This window comes from Achromobacter sp. NCFB-sbj8-Ac1-l (genome assembly GCF_052695805.1).
This window is the reverse complement of record NZ_CP199812.1, coordinates 3,412,413-3,428,230: the sequence shown is the minus strand read 5'-3', so window position 1 is coordinate 3,428,230 and position 15,818 is coordinate 3,412,413. Positions and strand designations below refer to the sequence as shown.

General features: G+C 68.5%; 17 protein-coding genes. 5 read left to right on the top strand and 12 right to left on the bottom strand.

What is annotated here, in order from left to right; translation table 11 throughout:
• From ACUDP5_RS15700 to queE, 9 genes are all read right to left on the bottom strand, one after another.
• Nucleotides 1-1,734 (bottom strand): thiamine pyrophosphate-binding protein, encoded by a 1,734-nt coding sequence (locus ACUDP5_RS15700; protein ID WP_263913205.1) that lies wholly within the window; start codon nt 1,732-1,734, stop codon nt 1-3.
• A gap of 14 nt (nt 1,735-1,748) precedes the next feature.
• Nucleotides 1,749-2,582, bottom strand: coding sequence for a hypothetical protein (locus tag ACUDP5_RS15695; protein ID WP_445656510.1), 834 nt, complete (start codon nt 2,580-2,582; stop codon nt 1,749-1,751).
• A gap of 196 nt (nt 2,583-2,778) precedes the next feature.
• The gene (locus ACUDP5_RS15690; RefSeq protein WP_445656509.1) at nt 2,779-4,200 is read right to left on the bottom strand and encodes an efflux transporter outer membrane subunit; all 1,422 of its coding nucleotides are present in this window, start codon (nt 4,198-4,200) and stop codon (nt 2,779-2,781) included.
• A 59-nt stretch (nt 4,201-4,259) separates the two neighbouring features.
• Entirely contained in the window at nt 4,260-5,180 is a 921-nt protein-coding gene (locus ACUDP5_RS15685; RefSeq protein ID WP_445656508.1) for an efflux RND transporter periplasmic adaptor subunit, read from the bottom strand.
• A gap of 2 nt (nt 5,181-5,182) precedes the next feature.
• Nucleotides 5,183-5,395, bottom strand: coding sequence for a DUF1656 domain-containing protein (locus ACUDP5_RS15680; protein ID WP_025140452.1), 213 nt, complete (start codon nt 5,393-5,395; stop codon nt 5,183-5,185).
• Nucleotides 5,392-7,443 (bottom strand): FUSC family protein, encoded by a 2,052-nt coding sequence (locus ACUDP5_RS15675; RefSeq protein ID WP_263913209.1) that lies wholly within the window; start codon nt 7,441-7,443, stop codon nt 5,392-5,394. Before ACUDP5_RS15675 ends, ACUDP5_RS15680 begins: the two co-directional genes overlap by 4 nt.
• Nucleotides 7,440-7,913 (bottom strand): MarR family transcriptional regulator, encoded by a 474-nt coding sequence (locus tag ACUDP5_RS15670; protein ID WP_263913210.1) that lies wholly within the window; start codon nt 7,911-7,913, stop codon nt 7,440-7,442. The genes ACUDP5_RS15675 and ACUDP5_RS15670 overlap by 4 nt, the downstream gene beginning before the upstream one ends.
• 242 nt (nt 7,914-8,155) lie before the next feature.
• Nucleotides 8,156-8,599 carry a 6-carboxytetrahydropterin synthase QueD gene (gene queD, locus ACUDP5_RS15665; RefSeq protein ID WP_263913211.1) on the bottom strand — a complete coding sequence of 148 codons (444 nt, stop codon included), beginning with the start codon at nt 8,597-8,599 and terminating at the stop codon, nt 8,156-8,158.
• Nucleotides 8,596-9,228: a 7-carboxy-7-deazaguanine synthase gene (queE, locus tag ACUDP5_RS15660; protein ID WP_445656507.1), complete on the bottom strand. Its 633-nt coding sequence runs from the start codon at nt 9,226-9,228 to the stop codon at nt 8,596-8,598. Before queE ends, queD begins: the two co-directional genes overlap by 4 nt.
• A 629-nt stretch (nt 9,229-9,857) precedes the next feature.
• Here queE and arfB point away from each other — a divergent pair.
• From arfB to ACUDP5_RS15645, 3 genes are all read left to right on the top strand, one after another.
• The gene (arfB, locus tag ACUDP5_RS15655; protein WP_263913213.1) at nt 9,858-10,274 is read left to right on the top strand and encodes an alternative ribosome rescue aminoacyl-tRNA hydrolase ArfB; all 417 of its coding nucleotides are present in this window, start codon (nt 9,858-9,860) and stop codon (nt 10,272-10,274) included.
• 94 nt (nt 10,275-10,368) lie between these two features.
• Nucleotides 10,369-10,710 (top strand): ArsR/SmtB family transcription factor, encoded by a 342-nt coding sequence (locus ACUDP5_RS15650; RefSeq protein ID WP_263913214.1) that lies wholly within the window; start codon nt 10,369-10,371, stop codon nt 10,708-10,710.
• Nucleotides 10,711-10,758: 48 nt separating this feature from the next.
• Entirely contained in the window at nt 10,759-11,814 is a 1,056-nt protein-coding gene (locus ACUDP5_RS15645; RefSeq protein WP_263913215.1) for an alkene reductase, read from the top strand.
• A 140-nt stretch (nt 11,815-11,954) separates the two neighbouring features.
• Here ACUDP5_RS15645 and ACUDP5_RS15640 read toward each other — a convergent pair whose 3' ends face one another.
• Nucleotides 11,955-12,806: a lysostaphin resistance A-like protein gene (locus tag ACUDP5_RS15640; protein ID WP_445656506.1), complete on the bottom strand. Its 852-nt coding sequence runs from the start codon at nt 12,804-12,806 to the stop codon at nt 11,955-11,957.
• Nucleotides 12,807-13,033: 227 nt separating this feature from the next.
• Here ACUDP5_RS15640 and ACUDP5_RS15635 point away from each other — a divergent pair, with 227 nt between their 5' ends.
• Nucleotides 13,034-13,408 carry an MAPEG family protein gene (locus tag ACUDP5_RS15635; protein WP_263913217.1) on the top strand — a complete coding sequence of 125 codons (375 nt, stop codon included), beginning with the start codon at nt 13,034-13,036 and terminating at the stop codon, nt 13,406-13,408.
• Between the two features lie 4 nt (nt 13,409-13,412).
• Nucleotides 13,413-14,408: a glycerophosphodiester phosphodiesterase family protein gene (locus ACUDP5_RS15630; protein ID WP_445656505.1), complete on the top strand. Its 996-nt coding sequence runs from the start codon at nt 13,413-13,415 to the stop codon at nt 14,406-14,408.
• Between the two features lie 60 nt (nt 14,409-14,468).
• Here the strand turns inward: ACUDP5_RS15630 and ACUDP5_RS15625 are convergent, their stop codons facing one another.
• Nucleotides 14,469-14,903, bottom strand: a complete 435-nt coding sequence (locus ACUDP5_RS15625; RefSeq protein ID WP_263913219.1) for a carboxypeptidase-like regulatory domain-containing protein — start codon at nt 14,901-14,903, stop codon at nt 14,469-14,471.
• A gap of 119 nt (nt 14,904-15,022) precedes the next feature.
• Nucleotides 15,023-15,817, bottom strand: coding sequence for an NRDE family protein (locus ACUDP5_RS15620; RefSeq protein ID WP_445656504.1), 795 nt, complete (start codon nt 15,815-15,817; stop codon nt 15,023-15,025).
• Between the last annotated feature and the right edge of the window lies 1 nt (nt 15,818).

Sequence of the window (15,818 nt, the reverse complement as noted above, 5' to 3'; positions counted from 1 at the left end):
TCAGGCGATGCGGTCGCCCGGCTTGATCTTGGCTGCGCGGCTGTCCACGCCCGGCAGCATGTGCGCGGGGTCGCGCGTGACCACTACGTCCAGCACCGTCGGCCGATCGCGGCAGGCGTAGGCGGCGGCCAGCGCGGCGGGTATCTCGGCCGGGTCCTCCACCCGGATGCCGTTGCAGCCCAGCGCACGCGCCACGTTGGCGTAATTGGTTTCCGCCAGGTCCGAAGACTGGTAGCTGCCGCTGCCGTACATCAGGTGCTGCAGCGCCTTGATATAGCCCGACGCGGCGTTGTTGACCACCACCAGTGTGAACGCCAGGCCCATGCGCACGGCCGTTTCCAGTTCGCCCAGCGACATGTTGCAACCGCCGTCGCCCGTCAGGCTGACCACCTGCCGGCCCGGGGCCGCGGCCGCCGCGCCGATGGCGCCGGGAATGCCGTAGCCGATGGACGCAAAGCCGCGGTCGGGCACGAAGCCGCGGCCCGCGCGCTTGGTATCGAACAGCAGGCCGCCCCAGTGCGCGGCAAAGCCGCCGTCGGCCACCAGCACGCCGTCTTCGGGCAGGCTGGCGTTGATTTCGTGCATCAGCCGCGCCATGCCGATGGGCCGGTCGGCCGACGTCAGCTTGGCCTGCACCGACTCGCGCCAGGCGTGCATGGCCTGGCCCACTTCGTCGGCATAGCCCTGGCGGCGCGCATCGCCGGCATCGGCCAGCGCCGCCAGTTGCCGGTCCAGGTCGGCCAGCGTGGCGCGCACGTCGCCCCACAGCCGCAGCGCGGGCGTGGTGGTGCGGTCGAATTCCTCGGCCACGATGTCCAGGTGGATGATGGGGGCGCCCGTGGACAGCAGGTCGTAGCGGCGCGTGGCCACCTCGCCCAGCTTGCAGCCCACCACGAACAGGCAGTCGGCCTTGGATATCAGTTCGTTGGCGATGCGGCTGTAGCGGCCGAACAGGCCTGCGTTCAACGGGTCGCTGCAGGCGATCGCGCCCTTGCCGCTCATGGTGTGGGCCACGGGAATGTTGTAGCGCCGGGCGAAGTCCTGCACGGCCTGCGCGGCATCGCTGATGTGCACGCCGCCGCCGCACAGCATCAGGGGGCGGTCGGCGCCGGCCAGCATGGCGGCGGCTTGCGCCAGGCCATCGGCGTCGGGCCGGCAGCGCAGCGCGGGCGCGCGGCGGTAGGTGTCCACGGCATGGAAGGCGGCGGCGTCGAAGGCGTGGACTTCATGGGCGATGTCTTCGGGCACGTCCAGCACCACCGGGCCGGGGCGGCCGCTGGTGGCGATGGCAAAGGCGCGGCGCACCAGTTCGGGGATGCGTTCGATCTTCTCGACCCGCAGCACGTCTTTCACCACCGGCCGCAGCACTTCCAGCTGGCGCGCTTCCTGGGTCATGTTCTTCCAGGAATGCATGCGGTGCGAATCGCCCACCAGCGCTACCATGGCGGTGCCGGCGTTGTAGGCTTCGGCCAGGCCGGTGACCAGGTTGGTCGCGCCCGGCCCCAGCGTGGCATCGCACACGGCGGGTCGGCCGCTGACCTTGGTATAGGCGTCGGCCGCGAACACCGCGCAGCGTTCATCGTTGATCAGGTTGTGGTTCAGCTTCAGGCGCCGCACCGCGTCGTAGAACGGCAGCAGCTGAAAGCCGCCCATGCCGAACATCAGGCCGACGTCATGCGCCGCGAACATGCGGGCGATGGCTTCGCCGCCCGTGATTTCCAGTTTTTCCGACATGCGGAGGTTGCTCCCTAGTGGATTGCGCGCCCTGTCAGCAGGGCGTCGATAAAGGTTTTCAGGGCCATGCCGGGGCGGCAGCCCAGGTCACGGGCGCGGGCGTTGGCCGACGACACCACGCCGTCTTCGAAGCATGAGCGGGCATCGCCGATGCGGGCGCTGTGGGCCGATACCGTCAACGCTGCGATGCCGCGCTGCTGCAGCAAGGGCAGGCGGCCGATGCCGGCGCTGTCCTTGCCGATGCCGGCATCGTTGAAGGTCACCAGCCGCGGTTCGGCGCGCACGCCGTCGGTGGCAAGACCCGCCAGCCGCTCGCCGTGGGAGGCGGTGACGGCGATCAGGCCGTTGTCCGCTGCGCCCAGCAGCGAGACCGAATCGGCGCCGATGACGAGCGGCGCGCCGTCGGCGCCGGTGGCCAGGATGCGGCGCGCTTCTTTCTGCGGTGCGGGGTGGGTGGGCGCCAGGTCGGCCCGGGCCAGCCGGGCAACCGCCTGCGCCACCGCCATGCCGGGCCGGCAACCCAGGGCATAGGCCAGGTCGTTGACGTGGCTGATGATGCCGTGGCGTGCCATGTCGGCGCCGTCGCCGATGCGGCAACTGCGGTAATCGGCCGTGGCGGCGGCCACGCCCCATTGCTGCAGGTCGTGCAGGCCCGCAATGCCGGCCTGTTCCCAGCCTACGCCGGCATCGTTCAGCACCACCGCGCGGACCCGGCCGCGGGCCGCGCAATACGCGGCGTAGCGGCCGCCGTGCGAACCGGCGATCACCACGCGGCCGGCATCTTCGGGCGCCAGCTTGGTGATGCTGTCCAGGACGCGGGCTTCCCGGATGTCTGTCTCGTATTCCATATTATGGATTTTTATCCCGGCACCCAAGCGGCGCAGATACGGCGCTCAAGGGCGGGGTTGTCTCCGTGCAGATATCAATGATGTTCTGCAGGCGATTCTACGAGCGTGCGTTTCCCTGGAGCAATGATGTCTCCATATTATGGAAATCAATTTCTGGAAAGGCGCCCGGGGCCGAGCGGCCCGCCCGCAGCGACGCTTACTTCTCCCAGCCGCCGCCCAGCGCCAGGAACACGGCGATCTGGTCGTTGCTGAGTTCGGCCTGGCTGGCGGCCAGGGCGCTTTCGTTGGCGGCCAGGGTGCGTTCGGCGTCCAGCACGGTCAGGTAGTCGGTCTTGCCGTACTGGAACAGCTGGCGCGCCTGCGAGGCGGCCACCGCGGCCTGGTCGCGCGCGGCGCGCAGGGACGCCTCGCGGTCCAGTTGGCGGGCGTAGACCACCAGCGCGCTCTCGGTTTCGCGCAGGGCGTTCAGCACCGACGCATCAAAGCGCGCCACGGCAGCCTTGGTGTTGGCCTGGGCTTCGGCAATGCGCGCCTGCACCGCGCCGGTGTTGGGCAGCGTCCAGGAAATCAGCGGACCGACGCTCCAGCTGAAGGTGCCGCGGTCGCCGAACATGGCGGCGGGGCCGCCCGACGCGCCGGACAGGCCCAGCGTGATCTTGGGGTACAGGTCGGCCGTGGCCACGCCGATGCGCGCAGTGGCGGCGGCCAGGCTGCGTTCGGCCTGGCGGATGTCGGGACGGCGGCGCAGCAATTGCGCGCCGTCGCCCACGGGGATGGTCTGGGTCAGCTTCGGCGCGGCGGCGCATTGCAGCAACGACGCGGGAATCTCGGCGGGCGTCTGGCCGGTCAGGGCGGCCAGACGGTACAGCGCGGTGCGCTGCTGCGCCTGGAAGGGCGGCAGGTTGGCCTGCAGCTGTTCCAGCTGGGTACGCGCGCGGGTCACGTCCAGCACGGTGCCGCGGCCGGCGCGTTGCAGGCGCGACACGGCGTCCAGCGATTCCTGCTGCACCTTGACCGAATGCTGCGCCGACGCCAGCTGCATGCCGGCCGCGCACAGGTTGGCGTAGGCGCGCGCGGTTTCGGCGGCGACGGTGACGCGGGTGGCGTCGTAGGCGGCCTGGGCCGATTGTGCATCGGCGTTGGACGCCTCGATGGCGCGGCGGATCTGGCCGAACAGGTCCAGCTGGTACGACATGCTGGCGCCGGCCGAATACGACCAGCGGTTGGGCGGATCGATGCCGGGCGCCAGTTCCTGGATGCCCGATACGTGGCCGAAGGTGGGCGAGGCATTCACGCCCAGGCTGGGCTGTTGCTGCGCCTGGGTTTCGCGTAGGGCGGCCTGGGCGCGTTCGAGGTTGGCGCTGGCCACGCGCAGGTCGGTGTTGGCCGCCAGCGCTTGTTCGACCAGCCCGTCCAGCGTCGGGTCGTTGTACAGGCGCCACCAGTGGCCGGGCACCTCGTTCTGCTGGAACACGCCTTCCTGCGCTTCGGTGAACGGCACCTGGGCGCTTTGCCGCGTGGCGACCGACCCGGCAGGCACCTGGTAATCAGGGCCCACGGTGGTGCACCCGGCCAGCGCGGCGGCCAGCATCAGCGGCAGGAAGAATTTGGTGTTCATGGCGGTTACGGCTTGGCGTTGTCGATAGGTTGAAAGGGTTGAAGAAGGTCGCGTGGGGATCAGAACGGCTGCTTGGCCGCGGGCTCGGCCGGGCGCGGCGCGGCGGCGTCGCCCACGGCCACCGTGGCGGTCTGGCCGGCGACCAGGCGCACGCCTTCGGGCACCTCGTCGATCTTCACGCGCACCGGAATGCGCTGCGCCAGCCGGACCCAGTTGAAGGTCGGGTTGACGTTGGGCAGCAGGTTGGCGCTGGTGCTGCGGTCGCGGTCGGCGATGCCCAGGGCAATGCTCTCGACGTGGCCGCGGATCTGGCGGCTGTCGCCCATCAGCGTGACGGTGACGGGGTCGCCTTCGTGGATGCCGGGCAGCTTGGTTTCTTCGAAGTAGCCTTCGACGTAGAACGAGCTGGAATCGACCAGCGCCATCACGCCGCGGCCGGCGGTGGCGTAGGAACCTGCGCGCAGGTCCAGGTTGGTGATGCGCCCGTCGGTCACGGCCAGCACGCGGCTGCGTTCCAGGTTCAGGCGCGCGGTGTTCAGTTGCACTTCGGCCTGGGCCAGCGCGGCCTCGGTCTGCTGCAGCTTGGTCTGGCTTTGTTCCAGCGCCTCGGCGGCCACCAGTTGGCCCAGCGAGCGGTTGCGCTTGGCGTCGCGCATGGCTTGTTCGCGCGCCACCTGTTGCGAGTGCACGGACGCCTGCGCCTGGTCATAGGCCAGCTGGAAGCGCGCGCGGTCGATCTCGAACAGCAGGTCGCCGGCCTTGACGTCCTGGTTGTCGTGCACGGGCACGGCGGTGACCAGGCCGGATACGTCCGGCGCCACCTGCACCACGTAGGCCTTGACGCGGCCGTCGCGGGTCCAGGGTTCGACTTCATAGTGCACCCAGAGCTGCCAGCCGGCGGCGACGGCGGCCACCACGACGGCGGCCGTCAACGCGAATTTGCCGAGGGCGGCGGGGCGCAGGGCAGTGGGGAGTTTCATACCTATCTCTGCAAAAAATAAGGGGAAATAAGGGATACGCCATACAGCAGCACCACGAACAGCGCCAGGTCGAACAGCGCGGGGTGCCACACCAGGCGGTACAGCCCGGCGCGCGCCAGCACGCGGCGCACGGCCCAGGCCACGCCCAGGGTGACCACGCCCAGCACCAGCAGCCAGGGGAAGTAAATGCCGTAGAGGTTGAATTCGCCGATCATGGGGTTTCCAGCGTGGGATGGGCGGGTTGATAGTCGGCCGCGTCCGGGAAGAACGCGCGGCGCAGCCCCACCAGGGCCACGACGGCGCGGTCGCGGGCGGCGGCGCCGGCCGGCGTGGCCGAGACGCTGGCCAGCGCGCGGTCGATCTGCGCCAGCATGTCCGGCGTCTTTTCACCGGCGCGCCACGTCGAGCGGGCGCGGAAGAACTGCGCCAGGCTGTCCAGCACCGGCGCGATGGTGGCGTCGGCCATGGGCAGGTGGCGGCGGGCGTGCTGCAATTCGGTGATGTCGCGGCCCACGCGCAGGTCTTTCAGCGCGTCGGCGGCGACCAGGTCGTCGGGCCGCTTGGCCAGCGCCAGGCGCGGCTGCAGCAGGCCGATGCGGTCCAGCATGCGGGCGGCATAGGTGTGGCGTGCAGGGGCGCGCGGCGAACTTGCCAGCACGGCCAGTTCTTTCCAGTTGGCGGCCTGGATGCGGCGGGCGCTCCAGTCGGCGCTGACGGTGCGGAAGATGGCGGCGATGATGGCGGCCGCGCCCACGCCCATGCACTGCGCCACCTGGGTGTCGATGAACGACACCAGGTCGGCGGTGTGGGTGTCTTGCAGCGCCATCGTGCCCAGAAACCCGAACAGCACGGCCATGGCCTTGCCGGTGGACGCGGGCCGGGCGATGAAGACGCCCAGCACGAAGGCGGTGGGCAGCATCGCCAGCGCGAGCATCTCGAACGAGTGGATGGCGGGCATGATGCCCAGCAGGTACAGCGCCGACAGCGGAATGGAATACACCGTGTAGACCAGGAACTGCATGATGCCCGGCACGGGGTTGTCCTGCGAGGCGAAGAAGCAGCTGAAGATGGCGGCCATCATGGCCGCGGTGGCGCCGTTGCTCCAGGCCGTGCCGATCCAGAAGGCGCAGACGACCGAAATGGCCACGCCCGCGGCCAGGGCCGACAGCAGCGCCATGCCGTGGTCGCGGTGCAGCGTGCTGGTGTTGTTGGCGGCGCGTTCGGCGCGCGGCGCGCGCAGCGGGGCGCCGGCCAGTCCGGCGCGGATTTCCCGGCGCAGCGCCAGGCAGGCGTCGTAGGTATCGATCAGTTCGCGCAGCCGCGTCATCAGGCTGGCCAGCAGCGCATCGCGCCAGCTCGAGCGGCTGTCGATGTCGGGCGTCAGCTGGGTGACGGCGGCGCGCAGTTGCACGGCGGTTTCGTGGGTGGCCTTGGCGCCGGCGTTGATCCATTCCGAGATGTCGGCCAGCACCTGCGAGACGGGCTCGGGCAGGGGCTGGCCGTTGGCCTGCAAGGCCCGCATGCGGTCTTCGACGGCGGACACGGCCGGCGTCAACGCGGAAATCTGGTCCTGCATGGCGCGCACCGCGCCGGCGGTCCAGCGCAGGTTGCTGGTGTCGAACGGCACGTGGGTAGACAACAGGCGCAGCTGCGTGATGTCGTTGGCGAGCACGCGGCGGTCGCGGTCTTTCTGGTCGGCGTTCTGGCCGCTCAGGGTGTCGTGGATCCAGAGCTTGGCGTCGCGCACGGCCTTGTCCAGCTGCAGGGTCAGGGCGGGCGCCAGGCCGCGCGGCAGCACGATGCTGTGGACCAGCGTGGCGCAGACGATGCCCAGGCTGATTTCCTCGACGCGCGCCAGGGCGGTGTCGAACACCAGCGACGGGTCGGACACGCTGGGAAAGCCGATCATGGCGGCGGTGTAGCCGGCCAGCATGAACAGGTACGAACGCGGCGTGCGGTCCAGCACCGACAGGTACAGGCAGGCGCCGACCCAGGCCACCATGGCGGCGGTCATGACGACGGGGGAATTCGACAGGCGCGGCACCATGTAGACGGTCATGGCCGAGCCGCAGAAGGTGCCGACCAGGCGGTACAGGGCCTTGGACCGCACGGCGCCGGACCAGGGCTGGGCCACGATGTAGGCGGTGGTCATGGCCCAGAACGGGCGGGGCAGGCCGATGCTGTACGAGAGATACAGCGCCATGATGGCGCTGATATAGCTCTTGAGCGAAAAAATGGTCTCGCGGACGTTCGGCAATTTCATGGGCGCCGGTCCTCTTGGGCCCCGGCCGTGCCGCGGCCCAGCGCAGTCTTCAAGGTGTCGAACACGCGCAGGCAGGCCTGCAGGTCGGCTTCGCTGACGCCGTCGAAGAGGCGGCGGCGCAATTCCACCAGCACGTCTTCGACCTGTTTGCGCAGGGCATGGCCGGCTTCGGTCAGGTGCAGGGTCTTGGCGCGGCGGTCGTGCGCGTCTTCGCGCCGTTCCATGAGGCCCGCGGCCACCAGTTGATCGAGCACGCGCACCAGCGAGGGGCCTTCGACGCCCAGGGCTTCGGCCAGCGCGCCCTGGCGTACGCCGTCGCCCAGCCGGCCGGTCAGGATGACGGGCCAGGCCGTGGCTTGCGACAGGCCGTAGTCGGCCAGCGCCTTGTCGGCCGCGCCGCGATAGGCGCGCGACAGCACGATCAGGTTTGCGGTGGTAGCCATGAGTTGGGAGTCGGTGGGCGGGTTCATGAATTCGATTGTATCCTATCTATTAGCTTACTATTAATTGAAAATGGCGAATATCTCCATAGATTTTTCCAATCGGAAGAATAGGGGGCGGGCTTTCCGTGGATGGAAAGCCGGGGACGCGTCAGGGGCGGGGAAGCGGCGGCGACGGGCGTGTCTGCGATGAGACAGGCGTCAGCCGCGGTCCGTGAAGGCCGGCAGGCCGGTCAGCCGGGGCCTGTCAGCAGGCCCCGGGCGGTGCGGCGTCAGCCGTTGCAGTCGGCCCAGCAGTTGGGCGTTTCGTACAGGCGCACGCGGGTCAGGCGCAGGTCGGCGCCGTAGTGGCCGTGGTAGTGCGGCGCCAGGGTGGCGAAGACGATGGCGGCCAGGTTTTCGGCGGTGGGAATGCGGTCGAGCACGACGGTTTTGTGGTCGGGCAGGGTATCGAGGAAACCGCGCACGGCGGCGTCGCCTTCGTAGACGAGGAAGGCGTGGTCCCAGACATCGACGATGTGGGTCTTGGCGATGTGCTTGATTTCGGAGAAGTCCATCAACATGCCGTTGTCGGATTCGCCGGGGGCCTGGACGATGTCGCCGGTCAGGGTGATTTCAAGCACGTAGCGATGGCCGTGCAGGTTGCGGCACTGGCTGCGGTGGTCGGGAATGCGGTGGCCGGCGTCGAATTCAAGCCTGCGGGTCACGGAAATCATGGAATGCCTATGTATTTATGGGTCTGCAGGCTGAGTCGCCATTGCGGGTGCTGCATGCAGTATTGAACGGCCTGTTCGGTGTTGGCGACGCGGGCGGGGCCGTCCATGGGCTGCAGGAAGAAGTACTGGAAGTCGAGGTGTTCGAAGTTGGGCGGCAGGGCGTTGGGCTGGGGGTAGACCAGCTTGAGTTCGTTGCCGCGTTCGATGACGACGGGGGCGGTGCCTTTGGGGCTGACGCAGATCCAGTCGATGCCGGGGGGCGGTTTGACGGTGCCGTTGGTTTCGATGGCGACGGTGAAGCCGCGGGCATGGATGGCGGCAAGCAGCGGCTCGTCGAGCTGGAGCAGGGGTTCGCCGCCAGTGAAGACGACGTAGCGGTTGTCGGTGGTTTCGCCCCAGGCGGTGGCGATGGCGTCGGCGAGCAGGTCGGGGGTGGCGAATTTGCCGCCGCCGTGGCCGTCGGTGCCGATGAAGTCGGTGTCGCAGAAGTTGCAGGCGGCGCTGGCCCGGTCGCTTTCGCGGCCGGTCCAGAGGTTACAGCCCGCGAACCGGCAGAAGACCGCCGCACGGCCTGCGTGGGCGCCTTCGCCTTGCAGGGTCTTGAAGATTTCTTTGGCGGTGTAGGTCATGGACTTGCGGGGGGCTGGAATGGGGCAAAAGCGGATTATTTTAGTCTTTCTGGGGAATGGGTGATTCTGGGCTTGCTGGTGGTGGGGATTTGTTCTTGCTTGTTTTCTTGGGCGGGTGGTTGGTTTTGCTTGCTGCGATTGGTTCTTCGTAGGTCGCCCGCGGGGCTGGGCCTTGTTGTGGCGAGCGCCCACGATTGCGGTCCGGAGCCTTCGCTCCGGACTTCCCCGTTGTCATCCTCGTCCTCGCCTTCGGCGACTCCTACGGATTCCCTCGGGCGCATCGAGGTTGCTCGCCACAACAAGGCCCAGCCCCGCGGGCTACGGGTTTCGAGGATTGGGGCGCTGCTGCGTCGGGGCTTGCATAGAGATTTGCGGGGCCCGCCGCTTTCGGCCGCGCGGGCGGCCTCATCGGCTTACGCGGTGTCTTGCGTCGGCGAGGGTGCGCTGCGCGCGGGTGTCGGGTGTGCTGTTGTTGGGGCGATGACCATTCCGGCGTGGGGTGGGGCGGTGGCGGGCTTGTGCCCGCCCTTGGGGGAGGGTTGTGGCTTGCGGGGAATGGGGGCTGGATTGTGTTGGGCCCCGCAGTTCCTGGGGGGGCTTCGGGGCGGGAGCACTTATACTCTCGCGCTATGTTTCATGTTCAAGATTCTCTCTATATTGATGAGCGCGAGCTCGAGTTCTCGATGATCCGGGCGCAGGGCGCGGGGGGGCAGAACGTCAATAAGGTTTCCAGTGCCGTGCATCTGCGGTTTGATGTGCGGGCGTCGTCGTTGCCGGACGAGATCAAGGATGCCTTGTGTGGGCTGAACGATCATCGGATTTCGAAGGATGGCGTGATCGTCATCAAGTCGCAGTCGTTTCGCAGCCAGGAAAAGAATCGGGCCGAGGCGATCGAGCGGCTGGTGACTCTGGTGCGGGCGGCGGCGAAGGTCGAGAAGCCGCGGCGGGCGACGAAGCCGACGCGGGCGTCGCAGCGGCGGCGGGTGCAGCGCAAGGTGCTGCATGGCGAGGTGAAGCGGTTGCGGGGGCGGGTGCAGGGCGAGTAGGCGGTTTTGGGGGGGATAGCCCCTTGGCTCGTAGGGGCATGACTATATATCGAGATGTCTCGATATAAGATTCGATAAATTGCGATATTTGAATATGACGACCCTTTCTTCTCCCGCTACGGCGGCCGCTCCGGTGATCGATGCCGACGCCATTCTCAAGGCGTTGGCCAATCCGGTGCGTCGCGAGATTCTGGCGTGGTTGAAGACGCCGGAGGCGCACTTCGAGGAACGGCCGGGGCATACCTTTGAAAACGGGGTGTGCGCGGGCCATATCGATGGGCGCTGCGGGCTGTCGCAGTCGACGGTGTCTTCACACCTCGCGGTGCTGCAGCGCGCGGGGCTGATTACGCCGACGAAGGTGGGGCAGTGGGTGTTCTTTCGTCGCAATGAAGCCGTGATTGCCGCGTTTTTGCAGCAATTGAACCAAGATATGTAGCCTGCCGCCGCTACCCAGCGCCCGACCGCCGGGCAAGGATTTGTTTGTATGAGCCAGTTGTTTGAACCCCTGCGCGTGGGCGATCTGACCCTGCCGAACCGTATCATCATGGCCCCGTTGACCCGCCAGCGGGCCAGCGAAGGCCGGGTGCCGAATGAATTGATGGCCGAGTATTACGTGCAGCGCGCCGACGCCGGGCTGATCCTGACCGAGGCGACCTCGGTGACGCCGCAGGGCGTGGGCTATGCGGATACGCCGGGGCTGTGGTCGCAAGACCAGGTGAAGGGCTGGCGCAAGGTGACGGACGCGGTGCATGCCGCCGGCGGCCGTATTTTTGCGCAGCTGTGGCACGTGGGCCGGATTTCCGATCCGGTGTTCCTGAACGGCGAACTGCCGGTGGCGCCCAGCGCGATTGCGGCGCAAGGCCACGTGAGCCTGGTGCGTCCGAAGCGCGGCTATGTGGTGCCGCGCGCGCTGGAAACGGATGAAATCCCGGGCGTGGTCGAGGCGTATCGCCGCGGCGCGCTGCTGGCCAAGGACGCCGGTTTCGATGGCGTGGAAGTGCACGGGGCAAACGGTTATCTGCTGGACCAGTTCCTGCAGGACAGCACCAATCAGCGCACGGATGGCTACGGCGGTTCGCTGGAAGGCCGCGCCCGCCTGATGCTGGAAGTGATCGATGCGTGTGTGAGCGTGTGGGGCGCGGGCCGGGTCGGCCTGCACCTGTCGCCGCGCGGCGATTCGCACACGATGGGCGATTCGGATCCGCTGACGACGTTCAGCTACGTGGCGCGTGCGGCGCGCCGCCGTGGCCTGGCGTTCCTGTGTGTGCGCGAGCACGAGGGGACGGACAGCATCGGCCCGCAATTGCGCGAGGCGTTTGGCGGGGTGTACATCGGCAACGAAGGCTACACGCGCGAATCGGCGGAAGCTGCCATTGAAGCGGGCCGCGTGGATGCGGTGGCGTTTGGCGTGCAGTACATCGCCAACCCGGACCTGGTGCGCCGCTTCGCGCTGAAGGCGCCGCTGAATGCGCCGGATTCGTCGACGTTCTATTCGTCGGGCGCGGCCGGTTATACGGACTATCCGGCCCTGGCGGCCTGAACGGCCGGTCGGACGCTGCCTGGGTAGCCAGGCCGTCCGGCCCGCTCGGCCGAGTCCTCATACGGGCTTGGGTTCCGGTTTGCGGCATGGCCGCAAGCGGGAACCCAAGCCCGTTTTTCAATTCAGCGTCACGCGTATTCTCAATGCAGAATCGCGCGCATCGGGTAGGTGAACAGCCCGTAGTGCGCGGCGTTCAGGCCCAGGTGGGCCAGCACGGCGGCTGCCAGGCCGCCATGACGATAGGCCGCGCCGTAGCCAACGCCGGCAATGCCTGCCAGCAGCATCCACTGCCAGCCGCCCGCGTAGTGCGCCAGGCCGAACAGCAGCGCGGCGACCCCTGGCGCGGCCGTGGCGCCCCAGCGCTGGCCGCGCCAGCACTGCGCCAGGCGCTGCTGCACGTAGCCGCGGAACAAGGCTTCTTCGGCCAGGGTCACGAGCAAGGCGTTGTTGATCAGCCAGAGCCAGCCGGATTCGGGCCATTTCGGCGCCCATCCCACCACGCCCAACGCCAGGGCCAGCCCCAGGCAGACCACGATGGCGGCGGCGCAGGCGGCCAGGGCGGCGCCCAGGGTGGTGCGCGCGGTGGTTCCCGCCATGACGGGCGCGGCGGCCAGGATGACCCAGAACGCGACCAGCGGTTTATCCAGGTTCAGGTACATGCCGAAGGGTACGGCGTCGGGCGTCAGCGCGGCGCGCGGGATGACCAGCGGGTTGTGAAAGCCCGGCAGCCAATGCAGGAACAGCAGCACGGCCACCGCCAGGAACAGGGTATGGCCGGTGGCGCGCAGGGCGGGCGGCGAGGCAGGGCGGACCAGCATGGCGGCCAGGACCAGCAGCGCGGGCCAGGCCAGCGCCAGCGGCTCGATGCCGCCTTGGGTCCAGGCCCAGGCGTAGGCGGCAGCCAGCGGCAGCAGCGACCAGCGGCGGGTGGCCGGCAGCCACAACAGGGCGGCGGCCAGGAACAAGAGCGAACCGGGGGACACGAGCGGCATGAATCTTCCTGCGATGCATCAATGGGCGGCGGTCTGCGTGCGGCCCCGCGGGCGGGTGGCGCCACCCGAAAAAGCGCGGCGATCCGCCAAGGCGCGCAGCCGCCGCCACGACAAGGTCGCCAGTGTAAGCGCCCCGGGCTTTTCATTTCCGCGCTTTCAGGCGACCATGCCGCAGCGGCGGCACGGGCTTGCCGCGCGTCGCGGGCCTGCCCGCACAAGGAGCAACAATGAAACTGATCGCCTGGTTGATGTTGGCGGCGGCAATCCTGCCCTTCGTGTCGACGATCGTGGCCAAGGCCGGCGGCAACAAGTTCGACAACAACGATCCGCGCGCCTGGCTGGCCCGCCAGGAAGGCTGGCGGGCGCGCGCCAACGCGGCGCAGATCAATACCTTTGAAGCGCTGCCGTTCTTTTTCGGCGCGGTGCTGTTTGCGCTGTACACCCAGGCGCCGCCCGCGCACGTGGCCACGCTGATGGCGTGCTGGCTGGGGGTGCGGCTGGGCTATCTGGCGATGTACCTGGCGGGCTGGGGCGCGCTGCGTTCGCTGGTGTGGACGATCAGCATGGGGTTCACGATCGCCATCCTGTTCTCGGGCGTGTAGCACTATGCGCAAACGGCGCATCGCGGCCGGCGTCGCCGTCGTGGCGGGCGTGCTGGTATACGTGGCCAATGCCGACCGGACGGTGCCCGAGCCGGGGGCGCAGCCGACGCTGCTGGCGCACCGCGGCATCGCGCAGCGGTACGACACCACCGGCATGCAGCCCGACACCTGCACGGCTACCCGGATCGTGCCGCCCGTCCATGGCTACCTCGAAAACACCATCGCGTCGATGCGCGTCAGCTTCGAGGCGGGCGCCGACATCGTCGAGATCGACGTGCACCCGACCACCGACGGCCAGTTCGCGGTGTTCCATGACTGGACGCTGGATTGCCGCAGCGACGGCCACGGCGTGACGCGCGAACATTCCATGGCCCAGCTCAAGGCGCTGGACATCGGCTACGGCTACACGGCGGACGGGGGCAAGACGTTTCCGTTGCGTGGCCGCGGCGTGGGGCTGATGCCGTCGCTGGACGACGTGCTGGCCGCCTTTCCGCGCCAGCGTTTCCTGATCAATGTCAAAAGCCGCGACCCGGCCGAGGGCGAGGCCCTGGCCCGCGTGCTCAATGCCATGACGCCCGAACGGCGGCGCGACTTCATGGCTTATGGCGGCGATGAGCCGATGGCGCGCCTGCGCCAGTTGTCGCCGGATGTGCCGACCTTGACCCGCTCGGGTTTGAAATCCTGCCTGCTGCGCTACGCCGCCCTGGGTTGGTCGGGCCATGTGCCAGAAGCTTGCCGCGGCATGCCGGTGATGGTGCCGATCAATGTCGCGCCCTGGCTGTGGGGCTGGCCCGGCCGCTTCCAGGCGCGGCTGCGCAACGTCGGCAGCACCCCGTTCCTGATCGGGCCGTATGAGGGCGAAGGCTTTTCAACCGGCATCGACACGCCGGACGACATGCGCCGCGTGCCCACGGGCTATACGGGCGGTATCTGGACCAACGAAATCGAAGCGGCCGCCCATGCCTTCAAGGGCCGCAGCCCCACGGCGTCGTTTCCTTGACGGCCACGAGGCGCTGCGCGAGGCAGCGCCGGGATGTCATGCCAGGTGGCTTCGTGGACCTTACTTCCACTCGAACACGGCGCGCGCCGTGCCGCTGTTCTGCACGGTCACGTCGCGGTCTTGCGTCTTGCCGTTGAAGGTGGCGGACACCTTGTAGCTGCCGGCGGGCAGTTTGACCAGCATGTAGGGGCCTTCGGATTCGGCCTTCAACACCTGCTTGCCGTGGGCGTCCTGGATGTGGACGGCGACGTTGGCCACGTAGTCGGCCTTGCCGTCGCGCTGGGCGGCAAACGTCAGCGCCAGCGGGTAGTCTTTGGCCGCGGCCTTGAGGGCTTCGGATTCGTCCAGGCCGATGCCGCCGCTGACGTACTGCACGCTGCCTTGCTGCTTCACGGCAGGCAGGGCGGCCTGGGCGGTGGTCAGGATGCCGGCAACGGCCAGGCTGCCCAGCGCCATGACGGCGGCCACGGTGCAGCGTTCGATGCGTTTGTTCATGGAATGCTCCTTACGGAAATGATCACGCGCAAAAAAAAGCGTGATGGGAAATTCGACCGCCCGTCGCGCGGCGAGTTCGCTTTCGGCGCGACGGGATGCCTACCGATTGTTTCCGCGGCCTATTTCAGGATATCGCTTGCGGCAGCGTCGCGCCAGGCAAAGGCCAGGGCGCTTTCGCCATTGACCGATCCATCGGGGGCGAAGCGCCTTTCGGTCAATTCGGCCGCGCCGTCGTCGCGCAGTGCCAGCACGGTGGAACTGCGGGTGCCATAGTTGGGGCTGATGATGAACGGACTGCTCAATAGTCTTTCCCGATCCCGCGGCAGGCCGGTGGCGGGCAGGTCGGCATCGTCGGCGGGCTGGCGGTCGGCCAGGGCGGTGAACAGCGCCGGCAGGTCGGGCTGGGGATCGTTTTCCAGCACGCGCTCAAAGGCCGCCCGAGTGCGCGCCAGTTTGGGCCAGGGGGTGTCCAGCAAATGGTTGGACAGCGCATAGACGCCGGGCGCCAGCGCGCGCGGCGCGCCGTCGCGGTTGCTGGTGTACCAGGCGCCGCGCGCGTCGCCCACGATCAGGTTGAAGCCGTTGTAGGCCTGGCCGGCGGCATGGACGGCGGCCACGTAGTCCGCGGGGGATACTGTGCCGCGCAGGAAGCCTTCGACCAGCGCGCCGCGCGACGGGGCGTCGGCAATCTGCCGGCCCGGTTCGCGAAAGTTGGTGACCAGCGCATAGCGCCCGCCCGTGGTCGCGCCCATCCAGGTGCCGCCGGCCAGGCCGTCGCGGCCGCCGTAGACGCTGGGCGCATCTGGCCATTGCGCCGCGGGCAGCGTGGGCCGGGCGTGGAATTCGTCGCGGTTGGCGGCGATCAGGACGGGGATGCCCGGCACGGCGTGCAGGGCCAGGACGGCGAGACACATG

Bases quoted from the DNA above. Each gene is read 5' to 3' on its own strand.
- ACUDP5_RS15700 (WP_263913205.1), bottom strand. From the start codon at position 1,734: ATGTCGGAAAAACTGGAAATCACGGGCGGCGAAGCCATCGCCCGCATG.
- ACUDP5_RS15695 (WP_445656510.1), bottom strand. From the start codon at position 2,582: ATGGAATACGAGACAGACATCCGGGAAGCCCGCGTCCTGGACAGCATC.
- ACUDP5_RS15690 (WP_445656509.1), bottom strand. From the start codon at position 4,200: ATGAACACCAAATTCTTCCTGCCGCTGATGCTGGCCGCCGCGCTGGCC.
- ACUDP5_RS15685 (WP_445656508.1), bottom strand. From the start codon at position 5,180: ATGAAACTCCCCACTGCCCTGCGCCCCGCCGCCCTCGGCAAATTCGCG.
- ACUDP5_RS15680 (WP_025140452.1), bottom strand. From the start codon at position 5,395: ATGATCGGCGAATTCAACCTCTACGGCATTTACTTCCCCTGGCTGCTG.
- ACUDP5_RS15675 (WP_263913209.1), bottom strand. From the start codon at position 7,443: ATGAAATTGCCGAACGTCCGCGAGACCATTTTTTCGCTCAAGAGCTAT.
- ACUDP5_RS15670 (WP_263913210.1), bottom strand. From the start codon at position 7,913: ATGAACCCGCCCACCGACTCCCAACTCATGGCTACCACCGCAAACCTG.
- queD (WP_263913211.1), bottom strand. From the start codon at position 8,599: ATGATTTCCGTGACCCGCAGGCTTGAATTCGACGCCGGCCACCGCATT.
- queE (WP_445656507.1), bottom strand. From the start codon at position 9,228: ATGACCTACACCGCCAAAGAAATCTTCAAGACCCTGCAAGGCGAAGGC.
- arfB (WP_263913213.1), top strand. From the start codon at position 9,858: ATGTTTCATGTTCAAGATTCTCTCTATATTGATGAGCGCGAGCTCGAG.
- ACUDP5_RS15650 (WP_263913214.1), top strand. From the start codon at position 10,369: ATGACGACCCTTTCTTCTCCCGCTACGGCGGCCGCTCCGGTGATCGAT.
- ACUDP5_RS15645 (WP_263913215.1), top strand. From the start codon at position 10,759: ATGAGCCAGTTGTTTGAACCCCTGCGCGTGGGCGATCTGACCCTGCCG.
- ACUDP5_RS15640 (WP_445656506.1), bottom strand. From the start codon at position 12,806: ATGCCGCTCGTGTCCCCCGGTTCGCTCTTGTTCCTGGCCGCCGCCCTG.
- ACUDP5_RS15635 (WP_263913217.1), top strand. From the start codon at position 13,034: ATGAAACTGATCGCCTGGTTGATGTTGGCGGCGGCAATCCTGCCCTTC.
- ACUDP5_RS15630 (WP_445656505.1), top strand. From the start codon at position 13,413: ATGCGCAAACGGCGCATCGCGGCCGGCGTCGCCGTCGTGGCGGGCGTG.
- ACUDP5_RS15625 (WP_263913219.1), bottom strand. From the start codon at position 14,903: ATGAACAAACGCATCGAACGCTGCACCGTGGCCGCCGTCATGGCGCTG.
- ACUDP5_RS15620 (WP_445656504.1), bottom strand. From the start codon at position 15,817: ATGTGTCTCGCCGTCCTGGCCCTGCACGCCGTGCCGGGCATCCCCGTC.